This window comes from Pseudomonas sp. TMW22089 (genome assembly GCF_022496645.1).
In the GTDB taxonomy this organism is placed as follows: Bacteria; Pseudomonadota; Gammaproteobacteria; order Pseudomonadales; family Pseudomonadaceae; genus Aquipseudomonas; species Aquipseudomonas paraversuta.
In genome coordinates this window covers 66,527-91,531 of sequence record NZ_SCFG01000003.1, presented here as the reverse complement: position 1 = coordinate 91,531, position 25,005 = coordinate 66,527, and the positions used below count along the sequence as shown (strand labels likewise).

Below are 25,005 nucleotides of genomic sequence, written 5' to 3'. Positions count from 1 at the left end.
CCTCAATTTTTATAAGGATCTGTTATGAGCAACATGCGTATTGCCTTTATCGGGGCCGGGAATATGGCTTCCAGTCTGATCGGCGGCCTGCTGGCCAAAGGTCTGGATGCCGCACAGATCCGCGCCAGCGATCCGGGCGCCGAAACCCGGGCCAGGGTCTCGGCCGAGCACGGTATAGAACTGTTTGCCGACAACGCGCAGGCGGTTCAGGACGCTGACGTGATTGTCATTGCGGTCAAGCCGCAAGTCATGAAAGCCGTGTGCCAGGACCTGCGCGCGCATCTCGAACCGCATCAGTTGCTTATTTCGATTGCCGCAGGCATCACCTGCACCAGCCTGCAGAACTGGCTGGGCAACCAGCCGCTGGTACGCTGCATGCCCAATACTCCGGCATTGCTCGGTAAAGGTGTAAGCGGCCTGTTCGCGACTGCCGCCGTTACCGCCGAACAGCGCCAGCAGGCTGAAGATTTGCTGTCAGCCGTCGGGATCGCGGTCTGGGTCGACACCGAAGCCCAGATCGATGCCGTCACTGCTGTGTCCGGCAGCGGTCCGGCGTATTTCTTCCTGCTGATCGAAGCCATGGCCGACGCCGGGGTCAAACTCGGCCTGCCACGCGAAGTGGCCAGGCAACTGGCCGAGCAGACAGCGCTGGGGGCGGCGCACATGGCCGTGGCCAGTGATGTCGATGCCGCCGAGCTGCGCCGCCGCGTAACTTCGCCCGCCGGTACCACCGAAGCTGCGATCAAATCATTCCAGGCCGACGGTTTTGCAGCCTCGGTCGAAAAAGCATTGAGTGCCGCCGCGCACCGCTCGGCCGAAATGGCCGAACAACTGGGTCAATAAGGAGCACATGATGTCTGGACTTAATGGCGCTGCCATTTTCGTAATTCAAACCCTGGGTAGCCTCTACCTGCTGATCGTCCTGCTGCGATTCATCCTGCAGCTGGTACGGGCCAACTTCTACAACCCGCTGTGCCAGTTCACGGTCAAAGCCACGCAGCCGCTGCTCAAGCCTCTGCGCCGTGTGATCCCGAGCCTGTTTGGCCTGGACATGTCATCGCTGGTGCTGGCGATTCTGGTGCAAATGGTGATCTTCGCCATAGTGCTGACCCTGAGCTACATGTCGTTCAACATTCTGGGGCTGCTGGCCTGGGCCATCATTGGCGTGACCGCGCTGTTCTTGAAGGTGTTCTTCTTTGCCCTGATCATCAGCGTGATCCTGTCCTGGGTTGCTCCTGGTAGCACCAGCCCGGGCGCCGAACTGGTGAACCAGATCACCGAGCCGGCCCTGGCGCCGTTCCGCCGCATGCTGCCAAGCATGGGCGGGCTGGATATCTCGCCGATCCTGGCGTTCATGGTGATTCAGCTGATCCAGAGCTACTTGATCCCGCCTTTGGCCATGTATGTCGGCATGCCGGTCGTGTTGTTCGGCCTGATCTGATGAGCTACTTCCGTTGGGACGGCGAGGACCTGATTCTCGACTGCCACCTGCAACCCAAGGCCAGCAGCGATGAGTTCGCCGGCCTGCACGGTGAACGTCTGAAGATCCGCCTCACCGCCCCACCGGTAGAAGGCAAGGCCAACGCCCATCTGCTGGCCTTTCTGGCCAAGGCGTTCGGTATAGCCAAAAGTCAGGTCAGCCTGATCAGCGGTGAACTCAACCGGCAGAAACGCGTGCGCTTGCACGCGCCGAAAAAACTGCCGGATTTGCCGGGGCTGACAAAGCCAGCCTGAATACTGTTTCTTCTGTGGGAGCCGGCTTGCCGGCGATTGCATCATTGCGGTTTCCAGGCCGAAGTTGTCGGCTGCATCGCTGGCAAGCCAGCTCCCGCAAAGGCAGTCTTCGAGCGCCTCCGAAATCAGCCCGGAGCATTGCTTGCCGCCCACTCCCCCGCTCATTAGACTTACGCCTCATTTAAAGAGAGCAGGGTCGATGCCAGCCGCCTTTCCCCCCGATTCCGTTGGTCTGGTTGTGCCACAAATGGCGCACTTCAGCGAACCCCTGGCTTTAGCCTGCGGCCGTTCATTGCCTGCCTATGACCTGATTTACGAAACCTACGGCCAGCTCAATGCCACGGCCAGCAATGCCGTGCTGATCTGTCACGCCCTCTCCGGGCACCATCACGCTGCCGGCTACCACAGCATCGATGAGCGCAAGCCCGGCTGGTGGGACAGTTGCATCGGGCCCGGCAAGCCTATCGATACCAACAAGTTCTTCGTCGTCAGCCTGAACAACCTCGGCGGCTGCAATGGCTCTACCGGCCCCAGCAGTATCAATCCAGAAACCGGTCGCCCGTTTGGTGCCGATTTCCCGGTACTCACCGTTGAAGACTGGGTCCACAGCCAGGCACGCCTGGCTGACCGGCTGGGCATCGACCAGTGGGCCGCCATCATCGGTGGCAGCCTGGGCGGCATGCAGGCGCTGCAGTGGAGCATCAGCTACCCGGACCGGCTGCGTCATTGCCTGGCCATCGCTTCGGCGCCAAAACTGTCGGCGCAAAACATCGCGTTCAACGAAGTCGCTCGCCAGGCCATCCTCACCGACCCCGAGTTCCACGGTGGTTCGTTCCAGGAAAAGGGCGTAATTCCCAAGCGCGGCCTGATGCTGGCGCGCATGGTCGGGCACATCACCTACCTGTCCGATGACTCGATGGGCGAGAAATTTGGCCGTGGCCTGAAGAACGAAAACCTCAACTACGACTTCCACAGCGTGGAGTTCCAGGTTGAAAGCTACCTGCGTTATCAGGGTGAAGAGTTCTCCGGGCGCTTTGACGCCAACACTTATTTGCTGATGACCAAGGCGCTGGACTACTTCGACCCGGCGGCCAACTTCGATGACGACCTGGCCAAAACCTTCGCCTCAGCCAAGGCGCGCTTTTGCGTGATGTCATTCACCACCGACTGGCGTTTCTCGCCCGCGCGCTCACGGGAACTGGTGGATGCCCTGATGGCGGCGAAGAAAGACGTGTGCTATCTGGAGATCGATGCTCCGCAAGGCCATGACGCCTTCCTGATCCCGATCCCGCGTTACCTGCAAGCCTTCAGTAATTACATGAACCGCATAGAACTGTGAGAACGCCATGAGAGCCGACCTGGAAATCATCCAAGACTGGATCCCCGCCGGCAGCCGCGTGCTCGACCTTGGTTGTGGTGATGGCGAACTGCTGAGCTGGCTGCGCGACAACAAGCAAGTCACCGGCTATGGCCTGGAAAACGACCCGGACAATATCGCCGAGTGCGTCGCCAAGGGCATCAACGTCATTGAGCAGGATCTGGACAAGGGGCTGGGCAACTTCGCCAGCAACAGTTTCGATATCGTGGTCATGACCCAGGCGCTGCAGGCCGTGCACTACCCCGACCGGATTCTCGACGAAATGCTGCGCGTCGGGCGCCAGTGCATCATTACCTTTCCGAACTTCGGCCACTGGCGCTGCCGCTGGTACCTGGCCAGCAAGGGCCGGATGCCGGTATCCGAGTTTCTGCCCTACACCTGGTACAACACGCCGAACATCCACTTCTGCACCTTCGAAGACTTTGAAGAGCTGTGCCGAGGTCGCGAAGCCCGGGTGATCAACCGCCTTGCTGTCGATCAGCAGCACCGCCACGGGTGGGCCAGCAAGTTATGGCCTAACCTGTTGGGCGAGATTGGCATTTATCGTGTCAGCAGCCCCGGCCTTCAGGATCATCAGGTCGCGGTTTAAATCAGCGCTCAAGGAGAAAGACGATGGGTCGTATTGGATTACTAATGCTTTCAATGTGCTTCGCCATGCAGGCCATGGCGGCTGGCCAGGCCACGGTCGGCGGCACCAAGGTGTATTACAACGCCTATATGTCGGACTTCCTGTCGCCTGAAATTGCAGCCAAATACAAACTGGAACGCAGCAAACAACTGGGTGGCCTGAATATCAATCTGGACACCGCCGGTAAAAAAGTCGCCACCACCGTCAAGGGTACCGTGCGCGTCGAAGGCGAGAAAAAGGCCCGGCCCCTGACCTTCAAGCAAGTGATTGATGACAAGGGGGCGATCGACTACTTCGCTCAATTCCCGGTCAATCAGCCTGCCACCTTCATTTTCGATATCGAGCTCAAGGTCAACGGCGAAACCAAATCCATCGATTACTCCCAAGAGGTCGCTCCGCTCTAATGATCAACTTCACGCAACTGGTACTGGCCAGCCACAACGCCGGCAAACTCAAAGAACTTCAGGCCATGCTCGGCGAGTCGGTGCAGTTGCGCTCGATTGGAGAATTCAGCAGCGTTGAGCCGGAAGAAACCGGCTTGTCGTTCGTTGAAAACGCGATTCTTAAAGCGCGCAATGCCGCGCGTATCTCGGGTTTGCCGGCACTGGCCGACGACTCCGGGCTGGCGGTGGATTTTCTCGGTGGCGCGCCGGGTATTTACTCGGCCCGCTACGCCGACGGCAAGGGTGATGCGGCCAACAACGCCAAGCTGCTCGAGGCCCTCAAGGACGTACCCGAAGCCGAACGCGGCGCGCAATTTGTCTGCGTGCTGGCGTTGGTCCGGCACGCCGAAGATCCGTTGCCGATTATCTGCGAAGGCTTGTGGCACGGGCGCATCCTGCCTGCCGCCAGCGGTGCGCACGGTTTCGGTTACGATCCGTTGTTCTGGGTTCCGGAGCGCAATTGCTCCAGTGCCGACCTCAGCCCGGGCGAAAAAAACCAGCTGAGCCATCGGGCCCGTGCCATGGTCCTGCTGCGTCAGCGTCTGGGCCTGAAATGACCCACGACACTCCTCCACAGCCGCTCTATCTGGGTGCGGCTGGCTTTACTCAGCAGGCGCCACGCGCGCCGTTGACGCAATTGCCGCCCCTGTCGCTGTACATCCATATTCCGTGGTGCGTGCGCAAATGCCCGTATTGCGACTTCAACTCCCACACCGCCAGCCCGGTGCTGCCTGAAGACGAGTACGTCGACGCACTGCTGGCCGACCTCGATCAGGACCTGCACGCGGTGTATGGCCGCGAGCTGAGTTCGATCTTCTTCGGCGGCGGTACACCAAGCCTGTTCAGCGCCCGGTCCCTGGGGCGCCTGCTCAAGGGTGTCGAAGCGCGAATTGCGTTCGCCAGCGATATCGAAATCACCCTGGAAGCCAACCCCGGTACTTTCGAGCAGGAAAAGTTCGTGGCTTACCGCAAGCTGGGGATCAACCGGCTGTCGATAGGTATCCAGAGCTTCCAGCAAGAGAAGCTCGAAGCACTGGGCCGCATCCACAACGGTGACGAGGCCGTACGTGCGGCCGGTATGGCGCGCCTGGCCGGCTTTGATAACTTCAACCTGGACTTGATGCACGGTTTGCCCGATCAGTCGCTGGACGACGCCCTGAGCGACTTGCGCCAGGCTATCGCCCTGCAGCCGACACACCTGTCCTGGTATCAACTGACGCTGGAACCCAACACGGTGTTCTGGAACCAGCCGCCGGTCCTGCCTGAGGACGACACTCTGTGGGACATTCAGGAAGCCGGTCAGGCACTGCTGGCCGAACACGGCTATGCCCAGTACGAAGTTTCGGCCTACGCCCAGCCGGGTCGCCCGGCGCGGCATAACCTGAACTACTGGAGCTTTGGCGACTTTATCGGTATCGGTGCTGGCGCCCACGGCAAATTGAGCCATCCCGATGGCCGCATAATCCGCACCTGGAAAACCCGCCTGCCGAAGGATTACCTGAACCCGGGCAAAAACTTCCAGGCGGGCGAGAAAGTTCTGACTGCCGAAGAGCTACCGTTTGAGTTTCTGATGAACGCCTTGCGCCTGACCGATGGCGTCGATGCTGCGCTCTACCCCGAGCGTACCGGGCTGGCACTCGAAAGCTTGAAAAGCGGACGCGATGCTGCCGAACAAAGCGGCCTATTGCAGGTCGAACCGTCACGCCTGGCAGCAACTGCCCGGGGCCAGCTGTTTCTCAACGACTTGCTGCAGCACTTTCTGATCTAAGGAACTCGAATGGACTTGGTACTAGACCTGCTTGCTACCGTATCGCGCTGGAGCCGCAGCCACCTCTCGGAGATCTCGCTGGCCCTGATCGGCTGCTTGCTGGTGCTGTTCGGTGCCGACTTCAAAGGTTGGGTCGAACAACGTCTGGGAAGTGTTGCCGGCGCCTTGCGTGTGCCCCTGATGGCCTTGTTGTGCCTGGTGGGCAGCGGTGCGGCTCTGATTTACGCCACGCCCTGGGTCGAACGCGGCCTCGGCCAGTTCAACAACTACAGCCTGGCGCCGGTGTTGTTGGTGGTGCTGGTGTTGATCGGGGTTGTGGCTGACCGGCGCTGATGCGAAGACTGAAAACATTGTGGGAGCTGGCTTGGCAGCGATGCAGACGACGCGGTTTACAGTCAGACCGCGTTGATGCCATCGCTGGCAAGCCAGCTCCCACAAAGGTTGGCGCTTACAGTTTTTCGAACTTCAGATCCCACACGCCATGCCCAAGACGTTCGCCGCGGCGTTCGAACTTGGTCACCGGACGCTCGGTCGGACGCGGTACACAACGGCCATCTTCGGCCAGATTGCGATAGCCCGGCGCGACGTTCATCACTTCCAGCATGTATTCGGCATAGGGTTCCCAGTCGGTGGCCATGTGCAGCACACCGCCGACCTTGAGCTTGGAACGCACCAGTTCGGCAAAGGAAGCCTGCACGATACGGCGCTTGTGGTGACGGCTCTTGTGCCACGGGTCCGGGAAGAACAGCAGCAGGCGATCCAGGCTGTTGTCGGCCACGCAACGGGTCAGTACTTCGATCGCATCGCAATCGTAAACCCGCAGGTTGGTCAGCCCTTGGGTCAGTACGCCATTGAGTAGCGCGCCGACACCCGGACGGTGAACCTCAACCCCGATAAAGTCCTGCTCAGGCGAAGCAGCCGCCATTTCCAGCAAGGAGTGGCCCATGCCGAAACCGATTTCGAGGGTCCGCGGCGCCGAGCGGCCGAATACCTGGTCGAAATCGACCGGCGCATCAGCCAGCGGCAGCACGTACAGCGGCGTGCCCTGGTCAAGGCCACGTTGCTGGCCTTCGGTCATACGCCCGGCGCGCATCACAAAACTCTTGATGCGACGGTGCTGGCGATCTTCGCCTTCTTCCGGGGTTGGGGTGTCGAGTGATTCAGTCATCAGTGGCTCTTACTTGATCAGACCATCCAGCGGCGAAGAGGCGCTGGCATAGAGTTTTTTCGGCATGCGTCCGGCCAGATACGCCAGACGGCCCGCCACAATGGCGTGTTTCATGGCTTCGGCCATGATGATCGGGTGTTGGGCATTGGCGATGGCCGAGTTCATCAGCACCGCCTCGCAGCCCATTTCCATGGCAATGGTGGCGTCGGAGGCAGTACCCACGCCCGCATCCACCAACACCGGAATTTTTGCTTCTTCAAGGATGATCCGCAGGTTGTAGGGATTACAGATCCCCAAACCGGTGCCAATCAGCCCGGCCAGCGGCATCACGGCGATGCAGCCCATGGCCTCGAGCTCGCGGGCGATGATCGGGTCATCGCTGGTGTACACCATCACGTCGAAACCTTCCTTGACCAGGATCTCTGCGGCCTTGAGGGTTTCGATCACATTGGGGAACAGGGTTTTCTGATCCGCCAGTACTTCCAGCTTGACCAGATTGTGGCCGTCGAGCAGCTCACGGGCCAGGCGGCAGGTGCGTACGGCTTCTACCGCGTCATAGCAACCGGCCGTGTTCGGCAGGATGGTATAGCGATCCGGTGGCAGGATATCGAGCAGGTTCGGCTCGCCAGGGTTTTGCCCGATGTTGGTACGACGCACGGCGACGGTGACGATTTCAGCACCCGATGCCTCGATGGCAAGGCGGGTTTCTTCCATGTCGCGGTACTTGCCAGTACCCACCAACAGGCGCGACTGATAAGTACGGCCAGCCAGGATAAAAGGCTTGTCGCTGCGAACATTGCTCATCGGGAATCCTCTGTAATTGTGTGCACCGCGGGAATGGGTTAAGCGGGGGGACTAGCCACCACCGATGGCATGCACCACTTCGACCTGGTCACCTTCTTTGAGCACCGTCCCGGCGTGCTGACTGCGCGGGACGATGTCCAGGTTAAGCTCGACAGCCACTCGACGCCCGGTCAGTTCCTGGCGCGCCAACAGGCTGGCGACGGTCTCGCCGTCCGGCAGTTCAAAAGGTTCACCGTTCAACTGAATGCGCATGCGCGACGCTGCCTTCATTTTAAGGGGCCAGCATTCTATCCCGATCAGTCAGGTCGACCCAAGCCATTCATCTTGCGGACTTAGCTCAAGCGCCAGGCGGCAATGCCCAGGCATAACCATCCGGCCAGAAAAGCCAGACCACCGATGGGCGTAATGATCCCCAGTTTGCTGATACCCGTCAGGGTCAGCAGATACAAACTGCCGGAAAACAGTACGATGCCCAGGGCGAAAAAGACACCGGACCACGTCACCAGGCGACCCGGCAGCTGAGTGGCGAGCAGGGCTACACCGAGCAGGGCCAGGGTATGCACCAACTGGTAGGTAACCCCTGTATGAAAAATGGCCAGGTATTGCTCGCTCAGGCGGCTTTTCAGGCCATGGGCCGCGAATGCGCCAAGGGCCACACCGGTGAAGCCGAAAAAGGCGGCCAGCATCAGAAACACGCGCAACATGGTTAACTCCCGTCAGGACTATGGAATGGCGCAGGGTCTGTATAATGGCCCGCTCAACGGGTTCGGCCAAGCCATCTATGCTGCGTATTCTTGTTCATCGCTTTCTCAAAGCCCTGCTCTGGTTCGCAGCGGGCAGCGCATTGCTGGTGCTGATCTTTCGCTGGGTCCCGCCGCCCGGCACTGCGCTGATGGTCGAGCGCAAGGTCGACTCATGGTTCGACGGCGAGCCCATTGACCTGCAACGCAGCTGGCGACCGTGGGATGAAATCAGCGACGAACTTAAAGTCGCGGTCATTGCTGGCGAGGATCAGAAATTCGCCGAGCACTGGGGCTTTGACTTCAGCGCCATCCGCGCCGCTTTCGCTCATAACGAACGGGGCGGGACGTTACGCGGTGCCAGTACGCTGAGCCAGCAAGTCTCGAAAAACCTGTTTCTATGGTCGGGTCGAAGCTGGCTGCGCAAAGGGCTGGAGGCCTGGTTCACCGGGTTGATCGAGGTGCTCTGGCCCAAGCAGCGGATCCTCGAGGTGTACCTCAACAGCGCAGAGTGGGATGAGGGAGTATTTGGTGCAGAGGCCGCGGCCCAGCATCACTTTGGCGTGAGTGCCGCCAGATTGAGCCGTCAGCAAGCCAGCTACCTGGCCGCCGTACTGCCCAATCCGCGCAACTGGAGTGCCGGTCGACCTAGCCCGTACGTCAGCCGCCGCGCCAGCTGGATACAGCGACAAATGCGCCAGCTGGGCGGCGACAGCTACCTCGATACCCTGAACACTTCGCGCAAGGCGCCCTGGGCCGAGTAAGCCGGCTCCCGCAGGGACAAACAAAAACGCCCCGACTCGTTAGAGCCGGGGCGTTTTTTTGTCGAGCCCGTTTAGGCGGCGATCGACAGTTTGAGCTTGTTCATCGCGCTTTTTTCCAGCTGACGAATCCGCTCGGCAGACACGTTGTACTTCTGTGCCAGGTCATGCAGCGTAGCTTTCTCTTCAGCCAGCCAGCGCTGATACAGAATGTCGCGGCTGCGATCATCAAGCACTTCCAGCGCTTCATGCAGGTTGCTGGTGGAGTTATCAGTCCAGTCAGCATCCTCCAGTTGACGTGCCGGATCGTACCGGTGGTCTTCCAGGTAGTTGGCTGGCGACTGGAATGCACTGTCGTCGTCAGCTTCGGCTGCCGGGTCGAACGCCATATCATGGCCAGTCAGACGGCTTTCCATCTCGCGAACTTCGCGAGGCTCTACACCGAGGCTTTCAGCCACACGATGAACTTCATCATTGTTCAGCCAGGCCAGACGTTTTTTCTGGCTGCGCAGGTTGAAGAACAGTTTGCGCTGAGCCTTGGTGGTCGCAACTTTCACGATCCGCCAGTTACGCAGAATAAACTCGTGGATCTCTGCCTTGATCCAGTGCACGGCGAACGACACCAGACGCACGCCCATTTCAGGGTTAAAGCGTTTGACCGCCTTCATCAGGCCGACATTGCCTTCCTGGATCAGGTCAGCCTGAGCCAGGCCATAGCCCGAATAGCTACGGGCAATGTGTACAACAAAACGCAGGTGGGCGAGCACCATCTGCCGAGCCGCCCCAAGATCCTGCTCATAGTAGAGACTCTCGGCCAGTTCACGCTCCTGCTCCGGTGTCAGCAGTGGAATGCTGTTCACCGTGTTTACATAGGCCTCAAGGTTCGCACCAGGGACCAACGCATACGCAGGTTGCAAAGAAGTGGTCATACGAATAAACCTCCGTCTCACATAACTCGTGCAGTTCAGCACTGCGAAAGTTGACCGGAAACTCAGGAAAAAGTTCCCAAAAAAAGCTGAAAAGGTCAACAGGCAAAAAGAAACTACTTAGGCGAAAGCTCACGTAAGTGACGCGCTACTGCAATCCATGCACCGATATACCCTAACAGCACCGCGCCAAGCAAGAGAGACAGACCATCGGCTACTGGCACACCGGCCAGGGCAAAACTGCTGCCATACAACCCGGCCAACCCGACTACCGCGTCGTTGAGCCAGTTCAAGCCGAATGCCAATACGCCCCAGGAAAGCACCCCGGCGCCAAAACCATAAAGCGCACCCATATAAAGAAAAGGCCTGCGCACATAACTGTCAGTGCCGCCGACCAGCTTGATGACTTCGATTTCGATACGACGATTCTCGATATGCAAACGAATCGTATTACCAATAACCAGCAGCAAAGCCGATACCAGCAAGACCGTCAAGCCAAACACAAAGCGGTCACCCAATTTCAGAATGGCCGCCAGACGCTCGACCCAGACTAGATCAAGTTGCGCCTGTTGCACTTTCGGCAACTCCGAAAGACGCTCGCGCAGAGCCTCGAGGGTGGCTTTATCGACCTCATTCGGGGTCACCAGCACCACGCCCGGCAACGGATTATCCGGAAGCTCTTTGAGCGCTTCCCCCAAGCCGGATTGCTGCTGGAACTCTTCAAGGGCCTTTTCGCGGCTGATGAATTCAGCGTCAGCCACGCCAGCCATACCTTTTATCTGATTACTCAATTGCTCGCCTTGCGAGCTGTCGGCATCCAGTTGCAGGTACAGCGAAATCTGCGCCGCACGCTGCCACGAACCGCCCAGACGCTCGACGTTGTTAAGCAAAAGCGAGAGCCCCATTGGCAAGCTCAGCGCGACTGCCATCACCAGGCAGGTGAAGAAGCTGCCAATCGGCTGCTTGCCAAGACGCTTCAGGCTGTCGAGCAAACTGGCGCGATGGGCCTCAACCCAGGCCCGGAACAACATCGAGAAACCGGGGCCATCGTCATCGTCATGCTTTTTCCTGGCCGGCTGCGGATCTGCGGCCTTGGGTGCTACACGTTCGGAAACCTTGGAGCCGCGTGTCGCACTCATTGCGCGGCCTCCCCGTCGCCAATCAATCGCCCGCGCTGCAGGGTGAGCATGCGGTGGCGCATGCGTGCAATCAGCGCCAGGTCATGGCTGGCGATCAGTACGCTGGTGCCCAAACGGTTGATGTCTTCAAATACGCCCATGATTTCCGCCGCCAGACGCGGGTCGAGGTTGCCGGTGGGTTCGTCGGCCAGCAGCAAGGCTGGACGATGGACGATGGCCCGGGCAATACCGACGCGTTGTTGCTGGCCCGTGGACAAGTCACCGGGATACAGATCGGTTTTGTCCGACAGCGCCACACGCTCAAGTGCCGAGTCGACACGCTTGGCGATTTCAGGCTTGGACAGCCCGAGAATCTGCAGCGGCAAGGCCACGTTATTGAACACCGTGCGATCAAACAGCAGTTGGTGGTTCTGGAACACCACACCGATCTGACGGCGCAGGAAAGGAATTTGCGCGTTGCTGATCTGCCCCAGATCCTGCCCCGCCAGCAGCAGTTTGCCGGTGGTCGGGCGCTCCATAGCCAGTAACAGCCGGAGCAGGGTGCTTTTACCTGCGCCGGAATGACCGGTTACAAAAAGGAACTCGCCGCGACGGACCCGAAAGCTCAGCTCGTGCAGGCCCACGTGTCCATTTGGATAGCGCTTACCGACCTGCTCGAAACGAATCATGGACGCTCCCGCTCCGCAAACAGAGCCTGGACAAAGGGTTCGGACTCAAAGTCCCGTAGATCATCGATGCCTTCGCCGACACCGATAAAACGAATAGGAATATTGAACTGCTTGGCCAGGGCGAAGATCACCCCGCCCTTGGCCGTGCCATCCAGCTTGGTCAGCGCCAGGCCGGTAAGGGCCACGGTCTGATTGAACTGCTTGGTCTGGCTGATCGCGTTCTGCCCGGTGCCGGCATCCAGTACCAGCAGCACTTCGTGCGGGGCGTCTTCGTCGAGCTTGCCGATCACCCGGCGAACTTTTTTCAGTTCTTCCATCAAGTTGTCTTTGGTGTGCAGGCGTCCGGCAGTATCGGCGATCAACACGTCGATGCCCCGCGCCTTGGCGGCTTGCACGGCGTCAAAAATCACCGAAGCCGAGTCGGCGCCAGTGTGCTGGGCGATCACCGGGATATTGTTGCGCTCCCCCCACACCTGCAACTGCTCGACCGCGGCGGCACGGAACGTATCGCCGGCGGCGAGCATGACTTTTTTGCCTTCAAGCTGGAGCTTTTTCGCCAGCTTGCCGATGGTGGTGGTCTTGCCCGCGCCATTGACGCCGACCACCAGAATGACGAATGGCTTGTTTTTCGCTTCGATTTTCAGCGGCTGCTCTACCGGTTTGAGCATGGCAGCCAGCTCGGCCTGCAACGACTTGTACAGTGCATCGGCGTCGGTCAGCTGCTTGCGCGCAACCTTTTGAGTCAGGTTTTTGATAATCACCGAGGTGGCTTCAACACCAACGTCTGCGGTGAGCAGGCGGGTTTCAATCTCGTCGAGCAGATCGTCATCGATGATTTTTTTGCCCAGGAACAGGCTGGCCATGCCTTCGCCGATGCTGGCGCTGGTTTTCGACAGCCCCTGCTTGAGGCGGGCAAAGAAGCCGACCTTGGCTGGCGCAGCTGGAGCTTCAGCTACCACCACCGGAGCCGCAACTGCTGGAGCAGGGACCACAGGCGCAGCAACAGCTTGCGGCTCGACAACTACGACCGGCTCTGGCTCTGGCTCTGGCTCTGGCTCTGGCTCTGGCTCTGGTGCAACAGGCTCGACGAAGGTTTCAAGCACTTCAAGCACTTCGACCACAGGCTCCGGCGCGATGACCGGGGCGCTGACCGCGACCTCGATCTCCGGTTCCGGAATGGAAGGCACGATATACGGCGCCTGCAGGTCCTTGACCAGCGCAACGGGTTCCTCGGGCACTGGCAGCGGCGGCCATGGCTCGGCAGCGGCTGGCGATTCAACAGCAGGCGCCTGTGCAACCACAACCACTTCAGGCGTTGACTCGACAACCACCGGAGTGGCCTCAATCAACGGCTCAGGGGTGATTTCGGGTGCGGGTGCAGGCTGCTCAACGACGGTTTCCTGCGGCTTTCTGCGCAGCCATCCGAACAGGCCTTTTTTCTCGCCAGCCGCAGCTGGGTTCTTCTTGTCGTCGTTGGAACCAAACATGGAGGACGGCTATCTCATCGTAGCGAAGCGCCACTGTGGCGCCCCGGCAAATAATATTCGGTGTGAAACAGACTGTTTTTTTGTCAGCTCGTTCGCACGCACCTTGATCAGAGGGTAAATCACACCCCTGAAACTTCGTCTTAACTCGGAACTGGAACGGGAAAATCGGCAAAAAAGCTAAATTTACCGGGATACATTCACACTTCCAGGCTGGCTCCTATACTGCCCGATCAATCGTCGTCTGATCGTCAAAGGCCTGATAGGCGTGGCCGCCAGTAAAACGGATCAGTATCCTAGCACCTCCTCACCCGCTGACGCTAAGGCCAAGCGGGCAGCCCAACAGGTTTAAAAACGAATGAATGCTCTAGCCCGCCGCGCTGCTGGCCTGTTGCTCAGCACAGTTTTGCTCCCGCTTTCGGCCCTGGCGGCCGACCAGCAACCCACCCACGAGTTTCGCCTGGACAATGGCCTGAAGGTCATCGTGCGCGAAGACCATCGCGCGCCAGTGGTGGTGTCCCAGGTCTGGTACAAAGTGGGTTCCAGTTACGAGACCCCGGGCAAGACCGGCCTGTCCCATGCTCTTGAACACATGATGTTCAAAGGCAGTAACAAGGTCGGCCCCGGCGAAGCCTCGTTGATCCTGCGCGACCTCGGCGCCCAGGAAAACGCTTTCACCAGCGATGACTACACCGCCTATTACCAGGTATTGGCCCGCGACCGCCTGGCGGTTGCCTTCGAGCTCGAAGCCGACCGCATGGCCAGCCTTCGCTTGCCGCCTGAAGAGTTCAAGCGCGAGATCGAGGTCATTAAAGAAGAACGCCGCCTGCGTACCGACGATCAGCCGATGAGCAAGGCCTTCGAACTGTTCAGCGCCATGGCCTACCCGTCCAGTGGTTATCACACGCCGACCATCGGCTGGATGGTGGACCTGGAGCGCATGAGCGTTGGCGAACTGCGCGCCTGGTATGAGGAGTGGTACGCACCGAACAACGCCACCCTGGTGGTGGTGGGAGACGTAACACCGGATGAAGTCAAAGCCTTGGCCCAGCGCTATTTCGGCCAGGTGGCCAAACGCGAAGTGCCTGTCGCCAAAGTCCCGCTGGAACTGCCGACCCCCGGTGAGCGCCTGCTCAAGATCCACGTGCAGACCCAACTGCCAAGCCTGATCCTGGGCTTCAACGTGCCAAGCATTGCCACCGCCAAAGACCCGGTTACTGCCAACGCCCTGCGCCTCATTTCGGCACTGCTGGACGGTGGCTACAGTGCACGTATGCCAACCCAGCTGGAGCGCGGCGAAGAGCTGGTGTCGGGCGCTTCGTCCAACTACAACGCCTTCACCCGTGGCGACAGCCTGTTCATGCTTTCGGCAATGCCCAACAGCCAGAAAAAAGTCACTCTGGCCCAGGCCGAAGCCGGCTTGTGGCGCATGCTCGATGACCTGAAAAAAACCCCGCCATCGCCACAGGAACTGGAGCGAGTGCGCGCCCAGGTGATCGCAGGCCTGGTTTATGAGCGCGACTCGATCACCAGCCAGGCCACCTCGATTGGCCAGCTGGAGACCGTGGGCCTGTCGTGGAAGCTGATGGATACCGAGCTGCAAGACCTGCAAAAGGTCACCCCGGCCGATATCCAGCAAGCCGCCCGCACTTATTTCACTCGCGACCGCCTCAGCGTTGCGCATGTACTGCCCGAGGAGAAAACCCATGAGTGAGCGTAAAGGTTCCCGCTACGCCCTGCTCGGCCTGAGCGCTGCAATACTGGCCGGCGTACTCGGCTACTATTTCGTCAGCCCCTCGGTCTCCGTGGCCAGCCAGGCACTGGATCAGGCCAAGGCCGAGCACAAGCTCGAGTCTCTGACCGAACTCGACGGCAAGGCCCCCAGCCATCGGGCATTGAATGTACAAACCTGGAAAACCGCCGAAGGCTCCAAAGTTCTGTTCGTTGAAGCCCGCGAGCTGCCGATGTTCGACCTGCGCCTGACCTTCGCCGCCGGCAGCAGCCAGGACGAAAACACCCCGGGCCTGGCACTGCTGACCAACGCCATGCTCAATGAGGGCGTGGCAGGCAAGGACGTCGGGGCCATCGCCCAGGGCTTTGAAAGCCTGGGTGCGGATTTCGGCAACGGGGCCTATCGCGACATGGCTGTAGTGTCATTGCGCAGCTTGAGTGACCCGGCCAAGCGCACACCGGCGCTCAACCTGTTTGCCGAAGTGGTTGGCCAGCCAACCTTTCCGGCCGACTCCCTGGCGCGGATCAAAAACCAGTTGCTCGCCAGCTTTGAATACCAGAAGCAGGACCCGGGCAAGCTGGCCAGCGATGAACTGTTCAAGCGTCTGTACGGTAATCACCCTTATGCCCACGCCAGCGATGGCAACGCTCAAAGCATCGCTGAAGTCACCATCGATCAGCTCAAGGCGTTCCACAACAAGGCTTACACCGCCGGCAACGCGGTGATCGCGATCGTTGGCGATCTGTCTCGCGCAGAAGCCGAAGCCATGGCCGCTCAAGTGTCGGCCGCGCTGCCCAAAGGCCCTGCAGTCGCCAAAACCGTAGAGCCCGGCGAACCCAAGGCCGGCCAGACCCACATCGAATTTCCGTCCAAGCAGACCCACCTGCTGCTGTCCCAGCTGGGAATTGACCGCGACGATCCGGACTATGCCGCACTGGCCCTGGGTAACAGCATTCTCGGTGGCGGTGGCTTCGGTACGCGCCTGATGACTGAAGTACGCGAGAAACGCGGCCTGACCTACGGCGTGTATTCCGGCTTCAGCCCGATGCAGGCACGCGGGCCGTTCATGATCAACCTGCAGACCCGTGCCGAATTGAGCGAAGGTACGCTCAAACTGGTGCAAGACATTCTGGCTGACTACCTGAAAAACGGTCCGACGCAAAAAGAACTCGACGATGCCAAGCGTGAATTGGCGGGCAGCTTCCCGCTGTCAAATGCCAGCAACGCGGCAATCGTCGGCCAACTGGGCGCAATGGGCTTCTATGATATGCCTCTGGACTATCTGGAAACCTTCATGCAGCAGTCCCAAAGCCTGACTAAAGAGCAGGTCAAGGACGCCATGAACAAGCACCTGAGCGCCGACAAACTGGTCGTGGTGACCGCCGGACCAACTGTGCCGCAAAAACCACTGCCACCTCCTACCGATAAACCTTCAGAGCAACCTCTTGGGGTTCCGGAGCATTAATGGCAAAGCCTAAAAACACATCGCACTCGGGTGCTGGTCAGTTACGCATCATTGGCGGGGAATGGCGCAGCCGCAAGCTGGACTTCCCCCACGTAGAAGGTCTGCGCCCGACGCCGGACCGTGTACGTGAAACCCTGTTCAACTGGCTGACCCCGGACATCGTCGGCGCCAAGGTGCTGGACGTGTTCGCCGGTAGCGGCGCGCTGTTCCTGGAGGCACTGTCACGCGGCGCAGCCAAAGGCGTGGCTCTGGACAGCAACCGCGATGCGATTTCCAACATCCGCGAAAACATGGGCATCCTGCGCTGTACCACCGGCGAAGTTCAGCAGACCAACGCCCTGAACTACCTGGCGACGCCTGCGACCGAAGTGTTTGACGTGGTGTTCCTCGATCCGCCTTTCAACCTGGACCTGCTCAAGCCGGCATGCGACCTGCTGGAACAGAACGGTTGGCTGGCTGACAACGCCTGGATCTACACCGAAAGCGAGCGCCGTCCTTCGGAGCTGGGCCTGCCTGCCAACTGGCGCCTGCACCGTGAACAAAAGGCCGGCGGCGTGAATTACGCCCTGTGGGAGCGCGAAGCAGCGCCAACAGCCGCCGCAGAGTAACAACGCCATGCCCACGGGGTTTATTCAAACCCCGTGGTGCATCAGGCGCGTTCACCGCCTCTTACTTCGTCAACGACTACTGTCTCGGGCCGCTGTTGTGGCAAGCTAGCCAATCACTGCATCAGTTAGCGCAAGAGAATTCCAGTGCCATCCTTAGCTGCCCCTGTATCACTTCCTGAATCGTTCATGGCGGCCCATGGCCTGCGCAATCCCCATTTACAAACCCTGTGGGGCCCGCTGTGGCGCAAACGGCCGGTGGTTGAACACCGCCGCGAGCGCCTGTGGCTGGCAGATGGTGACTTTCTCGATCTGGACTGGCACGGCACCCCTTCAACCGATGCACCCATAGTGCTGGTATTGCATGGCCTGACCGGCTCATCGGCGTCGCACTATGTCGCCGGCCAGCAAAGGGCCCTCGCCACGCAAGGCTGGACCAGTGTCGCCCTGAACTGGCGCGGCTGCTCCGGCGAACCCAATCTGCTGGCGCGCAGTTATCACTCCGGCGCCAGCGAAGACCTGGCGGCAGCCGTGGCACACTTGCGCGCCACCCATCCGCTGGCCCCGCTGTTCGCCGTCGGCTATTCACTGGGCGGCAACGTATTGCTCAAATACCTGGGTGAAAGCGGCAACGAGAGTGGCTTGCAGGGTGCGGTGGCGGTGTCGGTGCCGTTTCGCCTCGACCAGTGCGCCGACCGGATTGGCCAGGGTTTCTCCAAGGTCTACCAGGCGCATTTCATGCGTGAAATGCTGGTCTATGTCACGAACAAGCAGCGGCAGTTTCGCCACGATGCCCGGCATGAGCCGCTGGCCACGCTGGACAACCTGGGCTCCCTGAAATCGCTGCGCAAAATGCGCACCTTTTGGGAGTTCGATGACCGGGTCACCGCACCACTCAACGGTTACCTGAATGTCGATGACTACTACCGTCGCGCCTCCAGCCGGTACTTTTTGGCCGCCATCGACACTCCGACCCTGATTATCCACGCCGTGGACGACCCGTTCGTGTTCAAACACAGCATCCCCGAGGCCAGCGAACTGTCCGGGTGCACCACACTTGAGCTGCATGCCAGGGGGGGCCATGTCGGATTTATCGAAGGCTCCCTTAAAACCCCGGGCTACTACCTCGAACGGCGCATCCCGCAATGGCTGGCGAGCCTCAGGCCCGGGCCCGGGTAATGAGCAGCGAGCAGGGTGAGTCGATCCGGTTCTGGCAAACGCCACCGCTGACAGGTGTCGAGTTGCTCACCGCGCGCTATATCGAACACCGCTTCGTACCCCATGTGCATGATGGTTTTGTGATCGGCATGATCATGGACGGGGCCCAGCGCTATCGTTATCGCGGGGCTGAGCATCTGGCCTGCTCCGGCACCCTGGTTCTGATCAACCCGGACGAAGTGCACAACGGGCACAACGGGCACAAAGGCCATGATGCCGGCTGGCGCTACCGGGCGTTCTATCCCGACAACGCGCAACTTCACGGCCTGCTGGAAGAGCTCGGCTTGCCCGGCATGCACTTGCCGACCTTCAATGACACCCTGATTCACGACCCCGACCTGTTCAACGGCTTGTGCCGGCTGCACCAATTGCTCGAAGGCCCGGAGTCGGCACTGCATCAACAAACGGTCTGGCGACAAATGATGCTGGCGCTGCTCAATCGCCATGCCCGCCTGCCAATGCCGGCCAAGCCGGGCATTGAACATCGCGCCGTACGTCAGGCCAAGGAGCTGCTGCAGGCCCGTCTCGCCGAACCGCCCTCCCTGGAACAGCTGGCAGCGGCGGTCAATCTGTCGGCGTTCCATTTGGCCCGGGTGTTTCAACGCGCGACGGGCATGCCACCGCACACCTGGCTGATGCAGCAACGTATTGCCCACGCCAGAGCCTTGCTGAAAAAGGGTTGTTTGCCGCTGCAAGTGGCTACGCAATTGGGTTTTGCCGATCAAAGCCATCTGAGCCGGCAATTCAAGAAAGTCTACGGTGTGGGCCCCGGCGCCTATCGCGCAGCCAGTGCCCATAAACACCCGTAGTCGCAGCCTTCGCGCCTGGGCAGCGACCAGGTTACAGCGCGGGCATCAATCGCCGGTAGCAATGCCCCGCTCAGGATCGTTGATCCATTCGCTCCACGACCCCGCATAGAGCTTACCCAGCGGATAACCGGCCAACCCCAGTGCAAACAGGTTATGGCACGCCGTCACGCCGGATCCGCAGTAGGCCACCAGCTCTTGCGCAGAACGACCGCCGAGCTGCTCGGCGAAACGCTTTTTGAGTTGATCGGCAGGTAAAAAACGCCCGCTGCTGTCGAGGTTCTCGCTGAACGCTGCACATTGCGCACCCGGAATATGCCCGGCAACAGGGTCGATAGGTTCAACTTCGCCGCGAAAACGTGGTCGGGCACGGGCGTCGATCAAGGTCAGGTCCGGATCGCCCAGGCGCTTGTGCAAGTGCTCGGCATCGACCAGCAAACGCTTGTCGAGCTTGCCTTCCAGGTTGCCACGGGGCTTGACCACAGCATCCAGACTCAGCGGGAAACCTGCACCATGCCAGGCCTTGAGGCCGCCATCGAGGATAAACACGCCATCGCGCTTGCCCAGCCAGGTCAGCAACCACCATGCCCGGGCGGCATAGACCCCCGGACCGTCGTCATACAGCACCACATCGCTGTCGTCATTGATGCCCCATGCGCGCAGTCGCTCAAGCAACACCTGTGGCTCGGGCAACGGGTGACGGCCCGTTACACCTTTGATCACGGGGCCGCTCAAATCACGTTCAAGGTCAGCAAATTGCGCACCGGCTATATGCCCTTCGGCATAGCTGCAACGACCATAGTCGGGGTCTTCAAGGGCGAAACGGCAATCCAGAATAACCAGACCGGGCAGTTCCTGGCGTTCGCTCAGGGCTTGGGGGCTGATCAGTTGCGCGACGGGCATAGGGAACTCCTGTGAGGGGGTGAAATGCATTTATTGAACGTGCAGCGCGTGCTCCAGCGGGACGTAGTAATCCTTGATCAGTTCATCGAAGTCTGCCCGGCCCTGAGCGGTGACAAAGCCCGATTCCAGGACCAGCAGTTGATACACCCCGCGCTTGATGGCCTGCTCACTGAGCTGATCGTTGTTCTCCCGGGTAGTACACAGAAAACTGACCCATGAGGTGAGAATGATCCACGCGTTAAGGGTCAGCGACTCGATTTGCAGGGGGGTCATGCACATAAGCCCGGCATCGACAAAACCGCGGTAAATCGCTTGCGCCTGACGCAGACAGTTCTGGGAAAAGACCCGGTAACGGGCGGCAAGCTCAGTGTCGCTGTGCAGCAAGTGCTCGATATCACGGTACAAAAAGCGATAGCGCCACATGGCATCCAGCAACTGCTGCAAGTACTGACGCTTGTCTTCAACACTGGCCATACGCCCTTCGGGCGGGCGCAGAAACCTCAACACCAACGCCTCATACTCGCTGAACAATACCGAGATGATCGCCTGCTTGTTAGGGAAGTGGTAATACAGATTGCCCGGTGAAATTTCCATGTGCGCGGCAATGTGGTTGGTGCTCACACTGCGCTCGCCCAGCTGATTGAACAGCTCCAGACTGCTATTGACGATGCGCTGGCTGGTTTTTATTCGTGGGGCCATGGGCTTCTTGGGCTTTAATGAAAAACGAAAGACATCTTACGACCTTACCCGTCATCGTTAAACCTCACGGATAAGCGCCCCTCATTGACAGCTTAGAGCATAGGCTCTAAAAGCATGATTGCTCTCAAATAAAAATAACCCGCAAGCCTTCCGCCCGGAGCAAACCATGTCTGTCGACAGCGCCCCCCGCCAAGACGCCTCAGCCGTGCTGAGCGATCTCCATTCCCTGCTCGACACCCAACGTCTGGCTTATGCGGCTCACCCCTATCCGCCACTCGCCCAGCGCCAGCAATGGTTGAAAAGTTTGCGCAAGTTACTGAGTGATGAGCGCGAAGTGCTGATCGACGCCATCAGCCAGGACTTCAGCCACCGCAGCCCTGACGAAACCCTGTTTGCCGAGCTGATGCCCAGCCTGCACAGCATTGATTACACCCTTAAGCATTTGAAGCGCTGGATGCAGCCCTCGTCCCGCAGCGTAGGGGTGATGTTCCAGCCGGCCAGCGCCAAAGTGGTGTATCAGCCCCTGGGCGTAATCGGCATTATCGTGCCGTGGAACTACCCGCTGTACCTGGCCATGGGCCCTTTGATCGGGGCATTGGCGGCGGGTAACCGGGTAATGCTCAAACTCAGCGAGTTCACCCCGGCCACAGGGCACTGGCTCAAGGACTTGCTGGGGCGCATCTTCCCCGAAGACATGGTTGCCGTAGTACTGGGTGAAGCCGATGTGGCGGTGGCATTCTCCGGTCTGGCATTTGATCACTTGCTGTTCACCGGCTCGACCCACGTAGGCAAGCAGGTCATGCGGGCAGCTGCCGACAACCTGACCCCGGTAACCCTGGAGCTGGGCGGCAAGTCGCCAGCCATCGTATCGGCCGATGTACCGCTCAAGGATGCTGCCCAACGTATCGCCTGGGGCAAAACCCTCAACGCCGGGCAGACCTGCATCGCTCCGGATTACGTGCTGGTGCCGCGAGACCGGGTCGATGACTTTGTTGAGGCCTACCGCCAGGCCGTGCACAGTTTTTATCCGACCCTGATCGACAACCCGGACTACACCGCAATCATCAATGAACGCCAACTGGCGCGCCTTGATCGCCTGCAAACCGATGCCACTCTGAAGGGTGCACGCCTGATACCGCTGTACGAGCAAGGCCAGGGGCGGCGCATGCCCCACGCCCTGCTGCTGGATGTAAACGACGAGATGCAGGTGATGCAGGACGAAATCTTCGGCCCGCTACTGCCCGTCGTGGCCTACGGCGACCTGCAGCAAGCGCTGGATTACATCAATGCCAGACCGCGCCCGCTGGCGCTTTACTACTTCGGCTACAACAAGCCCGAGCAGCAGCGGGTCATCCTGCACACCCACTCTGGCGGCGTGTGCATCAATGACACCCTGCTGCATGTGGCCATCGACGACCTGCCGTTTGGCGGTGCAGGGCATTCCGGCATGGGCCATTACCACGGTCATGAAGGCTTTGTGACCTTCAGCAAAGCCAAGGGGGTGCTGGTTAAACAGCGCCTCAACAGCTCGCTGATGATTTACCCGCCTTATGGCCGCCAACTGGTACGCCTGATCCAGAAGCTGTTTATCCGCTAGTCGAAGGTGGCCCATGCCTGAATTGAGGGTTGAAGAGGTTCTGCTATCGCGTCGGGGCGTACTGAAAGTCGGCCTGTGGGCCAGTGCATTTTTGACCTGCGCCGGGCTCGGCGCCAGTCTGAGTGGCTGCTCGCCCGGCAGTAGCGCCAGCGGCTTCGCCTTGTTGCGCAGCAGTGATCTGACTTTTTTGCGGGCACTGATCCCGGTGATGCTTGCGGGTAGCGTGGGCGCCCCGGCTGTTCCCGGTGCGGCAGATGCCACCTTGCATCAGCTGGACCACAACCTTGCTCACTTGTCCCCCGAACTGCTCAAGCTGACTCGGCAACTGTTCGATGTGCTGGCCATGCCGGTAACACGGGGCCCGTTGACCGGGGTCTGGGGTGGCTGGGAGAGCGCCAACCCCGAACAGATTCAGGATTTTTTGCAACGCTGGCAAAACAGCAGCCTGAACCTGCTGCGCATGGGCCACGGCTCGCTGGTGCAACTGGTGATGATGAGCTGGTACGAACGCCCCGAATCCTGGGCCGGGTGCGGGTATCCGGGCCCGCCGAAGATCTGACTGACCCCGTACAACCCGTAGGAGCGAGCTTGCTCGCGAGCTGTTAAACGCGGCGACGAAGAGCTCGCGAGCAAGCTCGCTCCTACAAACCCCATTGCCACCATGGAAGTCCTTTATGCCCGTACCTGATCCGTTCCGCGAAGGCATGGCCCGAGGCTGGAAAACCCGGGATGGCTCGCAACTCGACAGCGACCTGACGCTCGAAGCCGATGTGGTGATTGTGGGTAGCGGTGCAGGCGGCGGCACCACGGCCGAGATTCTTAGTGCCGCCGGTTACAGGGTCTTGCTGATCGAGGAGGGCCCGCTCAGGACCAGCAGTGATTTCAGGCTGCTGGAAGACGAGGCCTACTCCAGTCTTTATCAGGAAGGCGTCGGGCGCATGAGCAAAGACGGCGCCATCAGCATCCTCCAGGGCCGGGCCGTGGGCGGTACGACCCTGGTCAACTGGACTTCAAGCTTTCGCACCCCCGCCCCCACCCTGGAGCACTGGGCCCGGGAACACGCGGTCGCCGGCCACAGTGAGGCGCAGATGGCACCATGGTTCGAGCAGATGGAACAGCGGCTTGGCGTCGCGCCCTGGCTGATCCCGCCCAACGCCAATAACGAGGTGATCCGCACCGGTTGCGAAAAGCTCGGCTACAGCTGGCATGTGATCCCGCGCAATGTGCGCGGCTGCTGGAACCTGGGCTACTGCGGCATGGGCTGCCCGACCAATGCCAAACAATCGATGCTGGTGACCACCATCCCCGCCACCCTCGAACAGGGCGGCGAATTGCTGTATCTGACCCGCGCCCGGCGGCTGCTGATCAGCGGCGACCAGGTTACCGGGCTGGAGTGCCAGGCCATGGACAGCCGCTGCGTGGCGCCCACCGGCCGCACAATCATGGTCAAGGCCCGGCACTATGTGCTGTCCGGCGGCGGCATCAACACCCCCGGCCTGCTGCTGCGTTCCGAGGCACCCGACCCCCACGGACGACTCGGTAAACGGACGTTTCTGCACCTGGTCAACTTTTCTGCGGCGCAGTTTCCTGCGGCCATCAATCCGTTTTACGGCGCCCCGCAATCGATTTACTCCGATCATTTTCAGTGGAAAGACGGCACCAGCGGGCCCATGGGCTACAAACTCGAGGTGCCGCCGCTGCATCCGGCCCTGGCAGCCACAATTTTTGCCAGCTTTGGCCAGACCAGCGCCGGGCACATGGCGCAACTGCCCAATACCCATATGATGCTGGCGTTGATGCGCGACGGTTTTCATCCCGACAGCCCCGGCGGCAGTGTCGAGTTGCGTGCTGATGGCAGTCCGGTGCTCGATTACAGCCTCACGCCCTACGTCTGGGACGGTCTCAAGCGTGCCCTCCACAGCATGGCCGAGATCCAGTTCGCGGCAGGCGCCAGCGCCGTCATGCCGCTGCACAGTGATGCGCAATACATGACCAGCCTTGGCCAGACACGTGACCGAATCGACAGTTTGAGCCTTGAGTTGTATCGCACCCGCCTTGCCAGTGCCCATGTCATGGGTGGCTGTGCAATGGGCGAAAACCCGCAACTGGCGGTTACCGACAGCCTTGGGCGCCATCATCAATTGGGTAATGTATCGGTCCACGATGGCTCTTTATTCCCCACCAGCATTGGGGCCAACCCGCAATTGTCGGTGTACGGGCTCACGGCGAAACTGGCAACAGAGCTGGCCGCGCGCCTGAAAAATCCGTGAAAAAGTAGTTAATTGGCCACGTCTATAGTGCTTTCTTCTGCGAATGGCGACTTGGCCGACCGGGAATGC

28 protein-coding genes are annotated in these 25,005 nt (G+C 60.1%); 18 read left to right on the top strand and 10 right to left on the bottom strand.

What is annotated here, in order from left to right:
* The first annotated feature begins 24 nt into the window (after positions 1–24).
* The 9 genes from proC to EQV90_RS04540 all read left to right on the top strand — a co-directional run bounded on the left by proC (position 25) and on the right by EQV90_RS04540 (position 6,284).
* Entirely contained in the window at positions 25–843 is an 819-nt protein-coding gene (proC, locus tag EQV90_RS04580) for a pyrroline-5-carboxylate reductase (RefSeq protein WP_240877795.1), read from the top strand.
* A gap of 10 nt (positions 844–853) precedes the next feature.
* Positions 854–1,441, top strand: coding sequence for a YggT family protein (locus EQV90_RS04575; RefSeq protein ID WP_240877794.1), 588 nt, complete (start codon positions 854–856; stop codon positions 1,439–1,441).
* Positions 1,441–1,734 carry a DUF167 domain-containing protein gene (locus EQV90_RS04570; protein WP_004419693.1) on the top strand — a complete coding sequence of 98 codons (294 nt, stop codon included), beginning with the start codon at positions 1,441–1,443 and terminating at the stop codon, positions 1,732–1,734. The genes EQV90_RS04575 and EQV90_RS04570 overlap by 1 nt, the downstream gene beginning before the upstream one ends.
* A 199-nt stretch (positions 1,735–1,933) precedes the next feature.
* Positions 1,934–3,073: a homoserine O-acetyltransferase gene (locus tag EQV90_RS04565; RefSeq protein ID WP_004419696.1), complete on the top strand. Its 1,140-nt coding sequence runs from the start codon at positions 1,934–1,936 to the stop codon at positions 3,071–3,073.
* Between the two features lie 7 nt (positions 3,074–3,080).
* Positions 3,081–3,701 carry a methionine biosynthesis protein MetW gene (gene metW / locus EQV90_RS04560; protein WP_004419699.1) on the top strand — a complete coding sequence of 207 codons (621 nt, stop codon included), beginning with the start codon at positions 3,081–3,083 and terminating at the stop codon, positions 3,699–3,701.
* A 44-nt stretch (positions 3,702–3,745) separates the two neighbouring features.
* The gene (locus tag EQV90_RS04555) at positions 3,746–4,144 is read left to right on the top strand and encodes a DUF4426 domain-containing protein (RefSeq protein WP_236010223.1); all 399 of its coding nucleotides are present in this window, start codon (positions 3,746–3,748) and stop codon (positions 4,142–4,144) included.
* Complete coding sequence (rdgB, locus tag EQV90_RS04550) at positions 4,144–4,740, top strand: RdgB/HAM1 family non-canonical purine NTP pyrophosphatase (RefSeq protein WP_004419705.1); 597 nt, start codon at positions 4,144–4,146, stop codon at positions 4,738–4,740. Before EQV90_RS04555 ends, rdgB begins: the two co-directional genes overlap by 1 nt.
* Complete coding sequence (gene hemW / locus EQV90_RS04545) at positions 4,737–5,951, top strand: radical SAM family heme chaperone HemW (protein ID WP_004419708.1); 1,215 nt, start codon at positions 4,737–4,739, stop codon at positions 5,949–5,951. Before rdgB ends, hemW begins: the two co-directional genes overlap by 4 nt.
* A 9-nt stretch (positions 5,952–5,960) precedes the next feature.
* Positions 5,961–6,284: a DUF3392 domain-containing protein gene (locus EQV90_RS04540; protein WP_004419711.1), complete on the top strand. Its 324-nt coding sequence runs from the start codon at positions 5,961–5,963 to the stop codon at positions 6,282–6,284.
* A gap of 115 nt (positions 6,285–6,399) precedes the next feature.
* Here EQV90_RS04540 and trmB read toward each other — a convergent pair whose 3' ends face one another.
* From trmB to EQV90_RS04520, 4 genes are all read right to left on the bottom strand, one after another.
* Complete coding sequence (gene trmB, locus EQV90_RS04535; protein ID WP_004419716.1) at positions 6,400–7,119, bottom strand: tRNA (guanosine(46)-N7)-methyltransferase TrmB; 720 nt, start codon at positions 7,117–7,119, stop codon at positions 6,400–6,402.
* A 9-nt stretch (positions 7,120–7,128) separates the two neighbouring features.
* Entirely contained in the window at positions 7,129–7,923 is a 795-nt protein-coding gene (locus EQV90_RS04530; protein WP_004419719.1) for a thiazole synthase, read from the bottom strand.
* A gap of 51 nt (positions 7,924–7,974) precedes the next feature.
* Positions 7,975–8,175 carry a sulfur carrier protein ThiS gene (gene thiS / locus EQV90_RS04525; protein ID WP_004419723.1) on the bottom strand — a complete coding sequence of 67 codons (201 nt, stop codon included), beginning with the start codon at positions 8,173–8,175 and terminating at the stop codon, positions 7,975–7,977.
* Positions 8,176–8,255: 80 nt separating this feature from the next.
* Positions 8,256–8,627: a DUF423 domain-containing protein gene (locus EQV90_RS04520; RefSeq protein WP_010656711.1), complete on the bottom strand. Its 372-nt coding sequence runs from the start codon at positions 8,625–8,627 to the stop codon at positions 8,256–8,258.
* Positions 8,628–8,704: 77 nt separating this feature from the next.
* On the opposite strand from EQV90_RS04520, the gene mtgA reads away from it, so the two are divergent.
* Complete coding sequence (mtgA, locus tag EQV90_RS04515) at positions 8,705–9,427, top strand: monofunctional biosynthetic peptidoglycan transglycosylase (RefSeq protein WP_029612693.1); 723 nt, start codon at positions 8,705–8,707, stop codon at positions 9,425–9,427.
* Positions 9,428–9,498: 71 nt separating this feature from the next.
* Here mtgA and rpoH read toward each other — a convergent pair whose 3' ends face one another.
* From rpoH to ftsY, 4 genes are all read right to left on the bottom strand, one after another.
* Positions 9,499–10,353: an RNA polymerase sigma factor RpoH gene (gene rpoH, locus EQV90_RS04510; RefSeq protein WP_004419731.1), complete on the bottom strand. Its 855-nt coding sequence runs from the start codon at positions 10,351–10,353 to the stop codon at positions 9,499–9,501.
* A gap of 113 nt (positions 10,354–10,466) precedes the next feature.
* Positions 10,467–11,489 carry a permease-like cell division protein FtsX gene (gene ftsX / locus EQV90_RS04505; RefSeq protein WP_004419734.1) on the bottom strand — a complete coding sequence of 341 codons (1,023 nt, stop codon included), beginning with the start codon at positions 11,487–11,489 and terminating at the stop codon, positions 10,467–10,469.
* Positions 11,486–12,157, bottom strand: a complete 672-nt coding sequence (gene ftsE, locus EQV90_RS04500; protein ID WP_004419735.1) for a cell division ATP-binding protein FtsE — start codon at positions 12,155–12,157, stop codon at positions 11,486–11,488. The genes ftsX and ftsE overlap by 4 nt, the downstream gene beginning before the upstream one ends.
* Positions 12,154–13,644 (bottom strand): signal recognition particle-docking protein FtsY, encoded by a 1,491-nt coding sequence (ftsY, locus tag EQV90_RS04495; RefSeq protein WP_240877793.1) that lies wholly within the window; start codon positions 13,642–13,644, stop codon positions 12,154–12,156. Before ftsY ends, ftsE begins: the two co-directional genes overlap by 4 nt.
* A gap of 355 nt (positions 13,645–13,999) precedes the next feature.
* Here ftsY and EQV90_RS04490 point away from each other — a divergent pair, with 355 nt between their 5' ends.
* The 5 genes from EQV90_RS04490 (at position 14,000) to EQV90_RS04470 (ending at position 19,470) form a co-directional block, all read left to right on the top strand.
* The gene (locus EQV90_RS04490) at positions 14,000–15,355 is read left to right on the top strand and encodes a pitrilysin family protein (protein WP_004419739.1); all 1,356 of its coding nucleotides are present in this window, start codon (positions 14,000–14,002) and stop codon (positions 15,353–15,355) included.
* Positions 15,348–16,838 (top strand): pitrilysin family protein, encoded by a 1,491-nt coding sequence (locus tag EQV90_RS04485; protein WP_240877792.1) that lies wholly within the window; start codon positions 15,348–15,350, stop codon positions 16,836–16,838. Before EQV90_RS04490 ends, EQV90_RS04485 begins: the two co-directional genes overlap by 8 nt.
* The gene (gene rsmD / locus EQV90_RS04480) at positions 16,838–17,446 is read left to right on the top strand and encodes a 16S rRNA (guanine(966)-N(2))-methyltransferase RsmD (RefSeq protein ID WP_004419741.1); all 609 of its coding nucleotides are present in this window, start codon (positions 16,838–16,840) and stop codon (positions 17,444–17,446) included. The genes EQV90_RS04485 and rsmD overlap by 1 nt, the downstream gene beginning before the upstream one ends.
* 186 nt (positions 17,447–17,632) lie before the next feature.
* Positions 17,633–18,622 (top strand): hydrolase, encoded by a 990-nt coding sequence (locus tag EQV90_RS04475; protein WP_004419742.1) that lies wholly within the window; start codon positions 17,633–17,635, stop codon positions 18,620–18,622.
* Positions 18,622–19,470 carry an AraC family transcriptional regulator gene (locus EQV90_RS04470; RefSeq protein ID WP_240877847.1) on the top strand — a complete coding sequence of 283 codons (849 nt, stop codon included), beginning with the start codon at positions 18,622–18,624 and terminating at the stop codon, positions 19,468–19,470. The genes EQV90_RS04475 and EQV90_RS04470 overlap by 1 nt, the downstream gene beginning before the upstream one ends.
* A gap of 45 nt (positions 19,471–19,515) precedes the next feature.
* Here the strand turns inward: EQV90_RS04470 and EQV90_RS04465 are convergent, their stop codons facing one another.
* Together EQV90_RS04465 and EQV90_RS04460 are read right to left on the bottom strand one after the other, a co-directional pair.
* Positions 19,516–20,370, bottom strand: a complete 855-nt coding sequence (locus tag EQV90_RS04465; RefSeq protein WP_004419746.1) for a sulfurtransferase — start codon at positions 20,368–20,370, stop codon at positions 19,516–19,518.
* A gap of 30 nt (positions 20,371–20,400) precedes the next feature.
* Positions 20,401–21,069: a TetR/AcrR family transcriptional regulator gene (locus EQV90_RS04460; protein WP_004419748.1), complete on the bottom strand. Its 669-nt coding sequence runs from the start codon at positions 21,067–21,069 to the stop codon at positions 20,401–20,403.
* Positions 21,070–21,235: 166 nt separating this feature from the next.
* On the opposite strand from EQV90_RS04460, the gene EQV90_RS04455 reads away from it, so the two are divergent.
* From EQV90_RS04455 to EQV90_RS04445, 3 genes are all read left to right on the top strand, one after another.
* Entirely contained in the window at positions 21,236–22,666 is a 1,431-nt protein-coding gene (locus tag EQV90_RS04455) for a coniferyl aldehyde dehydrogenase (RefSeq protein WP_160626575.1), read from the top strand.
* 13 nt (positions 22,667–22,679) lie between these two features.
* Positions 22,680–23,225 carry a twin-arginine translocation pathway signal protein gene (locus EQV90_RS04450; protein WP_240877791.1) on the top strand — a complete coding sequence of 182 codons (546 nt, stop codon included), beginning with the start codon at positions 22,680–22,682 and terminating at the stop codon, positions 23,223–23,225.
* Positions 23,226–23,340: 115 nt separating this feature from the next.
* Positions 23,341–24,936, top strand: coding sequence for a GMC family oxidoreductase (locus EQV90_RS04445; RefSeq protein WP_004419752.1), 1,596 nt, complete (start codon positions 23,341–23,343; stop codon positions 24,934–24,936).
* Positions 24,937–25,005 lie beyond the last annotated feature (69 nt).

What these genes read in the sequence shown, in the direction of transcription:
- EQV90_RS04445 (WP_004419752.1), top strand. Translation starts at nt 23,341, where the DNA reads ATGCCCGTACCTGATCCGTTCCGCGAAGGCATGGCCCGAGGCTGGAAA.
- EQV90_RS04475 (WP_004419742.1), top strand. Translation starts at nt 17,633, where the DNA reads ATGGCGGCCCATGGCCTGCGCAATCCCCATTTACAAACCCTGTGGGGC.
- thiS (WP_004419723.1), bottom strand. Translation starts at nt 8,175, where the DNA reads ATGCGCATTCAGTTGAACGGTGAACCTTTTGAACTGCCGGACGGCGAG.
- trmB (WP_004419716.1), bottom strand. Translation starts at nt 7,119, where the DNA reads ATGACTGAATCACTCGACACCCCAACCCCGGAAGAAGGCGAAGATCGC.
- EQV90_RS04450 (WP_240877791.1), top strand. Translation starts at nt 22,680, where the DNA reads ATGCCTGAATTGAGGGTTGAAGAGGTTCTGCTATCGCGTCGGGGCGTA.
- ftsY (WP_240877793.1), bottom strand. Translation starts at nt 13,644, where the DNA reads ATGTTTGGTTCCAACGACGACAAGAAGAACCCAGCTGCGGCTGGCGAG.
- EQV90_RS04565 (WP_004419696.1), top strand. Translation starts at nt 1,934, where the DNA reads ATGCCAGCCGCCTTTCCCCCCGATTCCGTTGGTCTGGTTGTGCCACAA.
- EQV90_RS04530 (WP_004419719.1), bottom strand. Translation starts at nt 7,923, where the DNA reads ATGAGCAATGTTCGCAGCGACAAGCCTTTTATCCTGGCTGGCCGTACT.
- ftsX (WP_004419734.1), bottom strand. Translation starts at nt 11,489, where the DNA reads ATGAGTGCGACACGCGGCTCCAAGGTTTCCGAACGTGTAGCACCCAAG.
- EQV90_RS04520 (WP_010656711.1), bottom strand. Translation starts at nt 8,627, where the DNA reads ATGTTGCGCGTGTTTCTGATGCTGGCCGCCTTTTTCGGCTTCACCGGT.
- EQV90_RS04460 (WP_004419748.1), bottom strand. Translation starts at nt 21,069, where the DNA reads ATGGCCCCACGAATAAAAACCAGCCAGCGCATCGTCAATAGCAGTCTG.
- EQV90_RS04455 (WP_160626575.1), top strand. Translation starts at nt 21,236, where the DNA reads ATGTCTGTCGACAGCGCCCCCCGCCAAGACGCCTCAGCCGTGCTGAGC.
- EQV90_RS04540 (WP_004419711.1), top strand. Translation starts at nt 5,961, where the DNA reads ATGGACTTGGTACTAGACCTGCTTGCTACCGTATCGCGCTGGAGCCGC.
- hemW (WP_004419708.1), top strand. Translation starts at nt 4,737, where the DNA reads ATGACCCACGACACTCCTCCACAGCCGCTCTATCTGGGTGCGGCTGGC.
- EQV90_RS04570 (WP_004419693.1), top strand. Translation starts at nt 1,441, where the DNA reads ATGAGCTACTTCCGTTGGGACGGCGAGGACCTGATTCTCGACTGCCAC.
- EQV90_RS04575 (WP_240877794.1), top strand. Translation starts at nt 854, where the DNA reads ATGTCTGGACTTAATGGCGCTGCCATTTTCGTAATTCAAACCCTGGGT.
- rpoH (WP_004419731.1), bottom strand. Translation starts at nt 10,353, where the DNA reads ATGACCACTTCTTTGCAACCTGCGTATGCGTTGGTCCCTGGTGCGAAC.
- rdgB (WP_004419705.1), top strand. Translation starts at nt 4,144, where the DNA reads ATGATCAACTTCACGCAACTGGTACTGGCCAGCCACAACGCCGGCAAA.
- mtgA (WP_029612693.1), top strand. Translation starts at nt 8,705, where the DNA reads ATGCTGCGTATTCTTGTTCATCGCTTTCTCAAAGCCCTGCTCTGGTTC.
- EQV90_RS04485 (WP_240877792.1), top strand. Translation starts at nt 15,348, where the DNA reads ATGAGTGAGCGTAAAGGTTCCCGCTACGCCCTGCTCGGCCTGAGCGCT.
- rsmD (WP_004419741.1), top strand. Translation starts at nt 16,838, where the DNA reads ATGGCAAAGCCTAAAAACACATCGCACTCGGGTGCTGGTCAGTTACGC.
- proC (WP_240877795.1), top strand. Translation starts at nt 25, where the DNA reads ATGAGCAACATGCGTATTGCCTTTATCGGGGCCGGGAATATGGCTTCC.
- ftsE (WP_004419735.1), bottom strand. Translation starts at nt 12,157, where the DNA reads ATGATTCGTTTCGAGCAGGTCGGTAAGCGCTATCCAAATGGACACGTG.
- EQV90_RS04490 (WP_004419739.1), top strand. Translation starts at nt 14,000, where the DNA reads ATGAATGCTCTAGCCCGCCGCGCTGCTGGCCTGTTGCTCAGCACAGTT.
- EQV90_RS04465 (WP_004419746.1), bottom strand. Translation starts at nt 20,370, where the DNA reads ATGCCCGTCGCGCAACTGATCAGCCCCCAAGCCCTGAGCGAACGCCAG.
- metW (WP_004419699.1), top strand. Translation starts at nt 3,081, where the DNA reads ATGAGAGCCGACCTGGAAATCATCCAAGACTGGATCCCCGCCGGCAGC.
- EQV90_RS04470 (WP_240877847.1), top strand. Translation starts at nt 18,622, where the DNA reads ATGAGCAGCGAGCAGGGTGAGTCGATCCGGTTCTGGCAAACGCCACCG.
- EQV90_RS04555 (WP_236010223.1), top strand. Translation starts at nt 3,746, where the DNA reads ATGCTTTCAATGTGCTTCGCCATGCAGGCCATGGCGGCTGGCCAGGCC.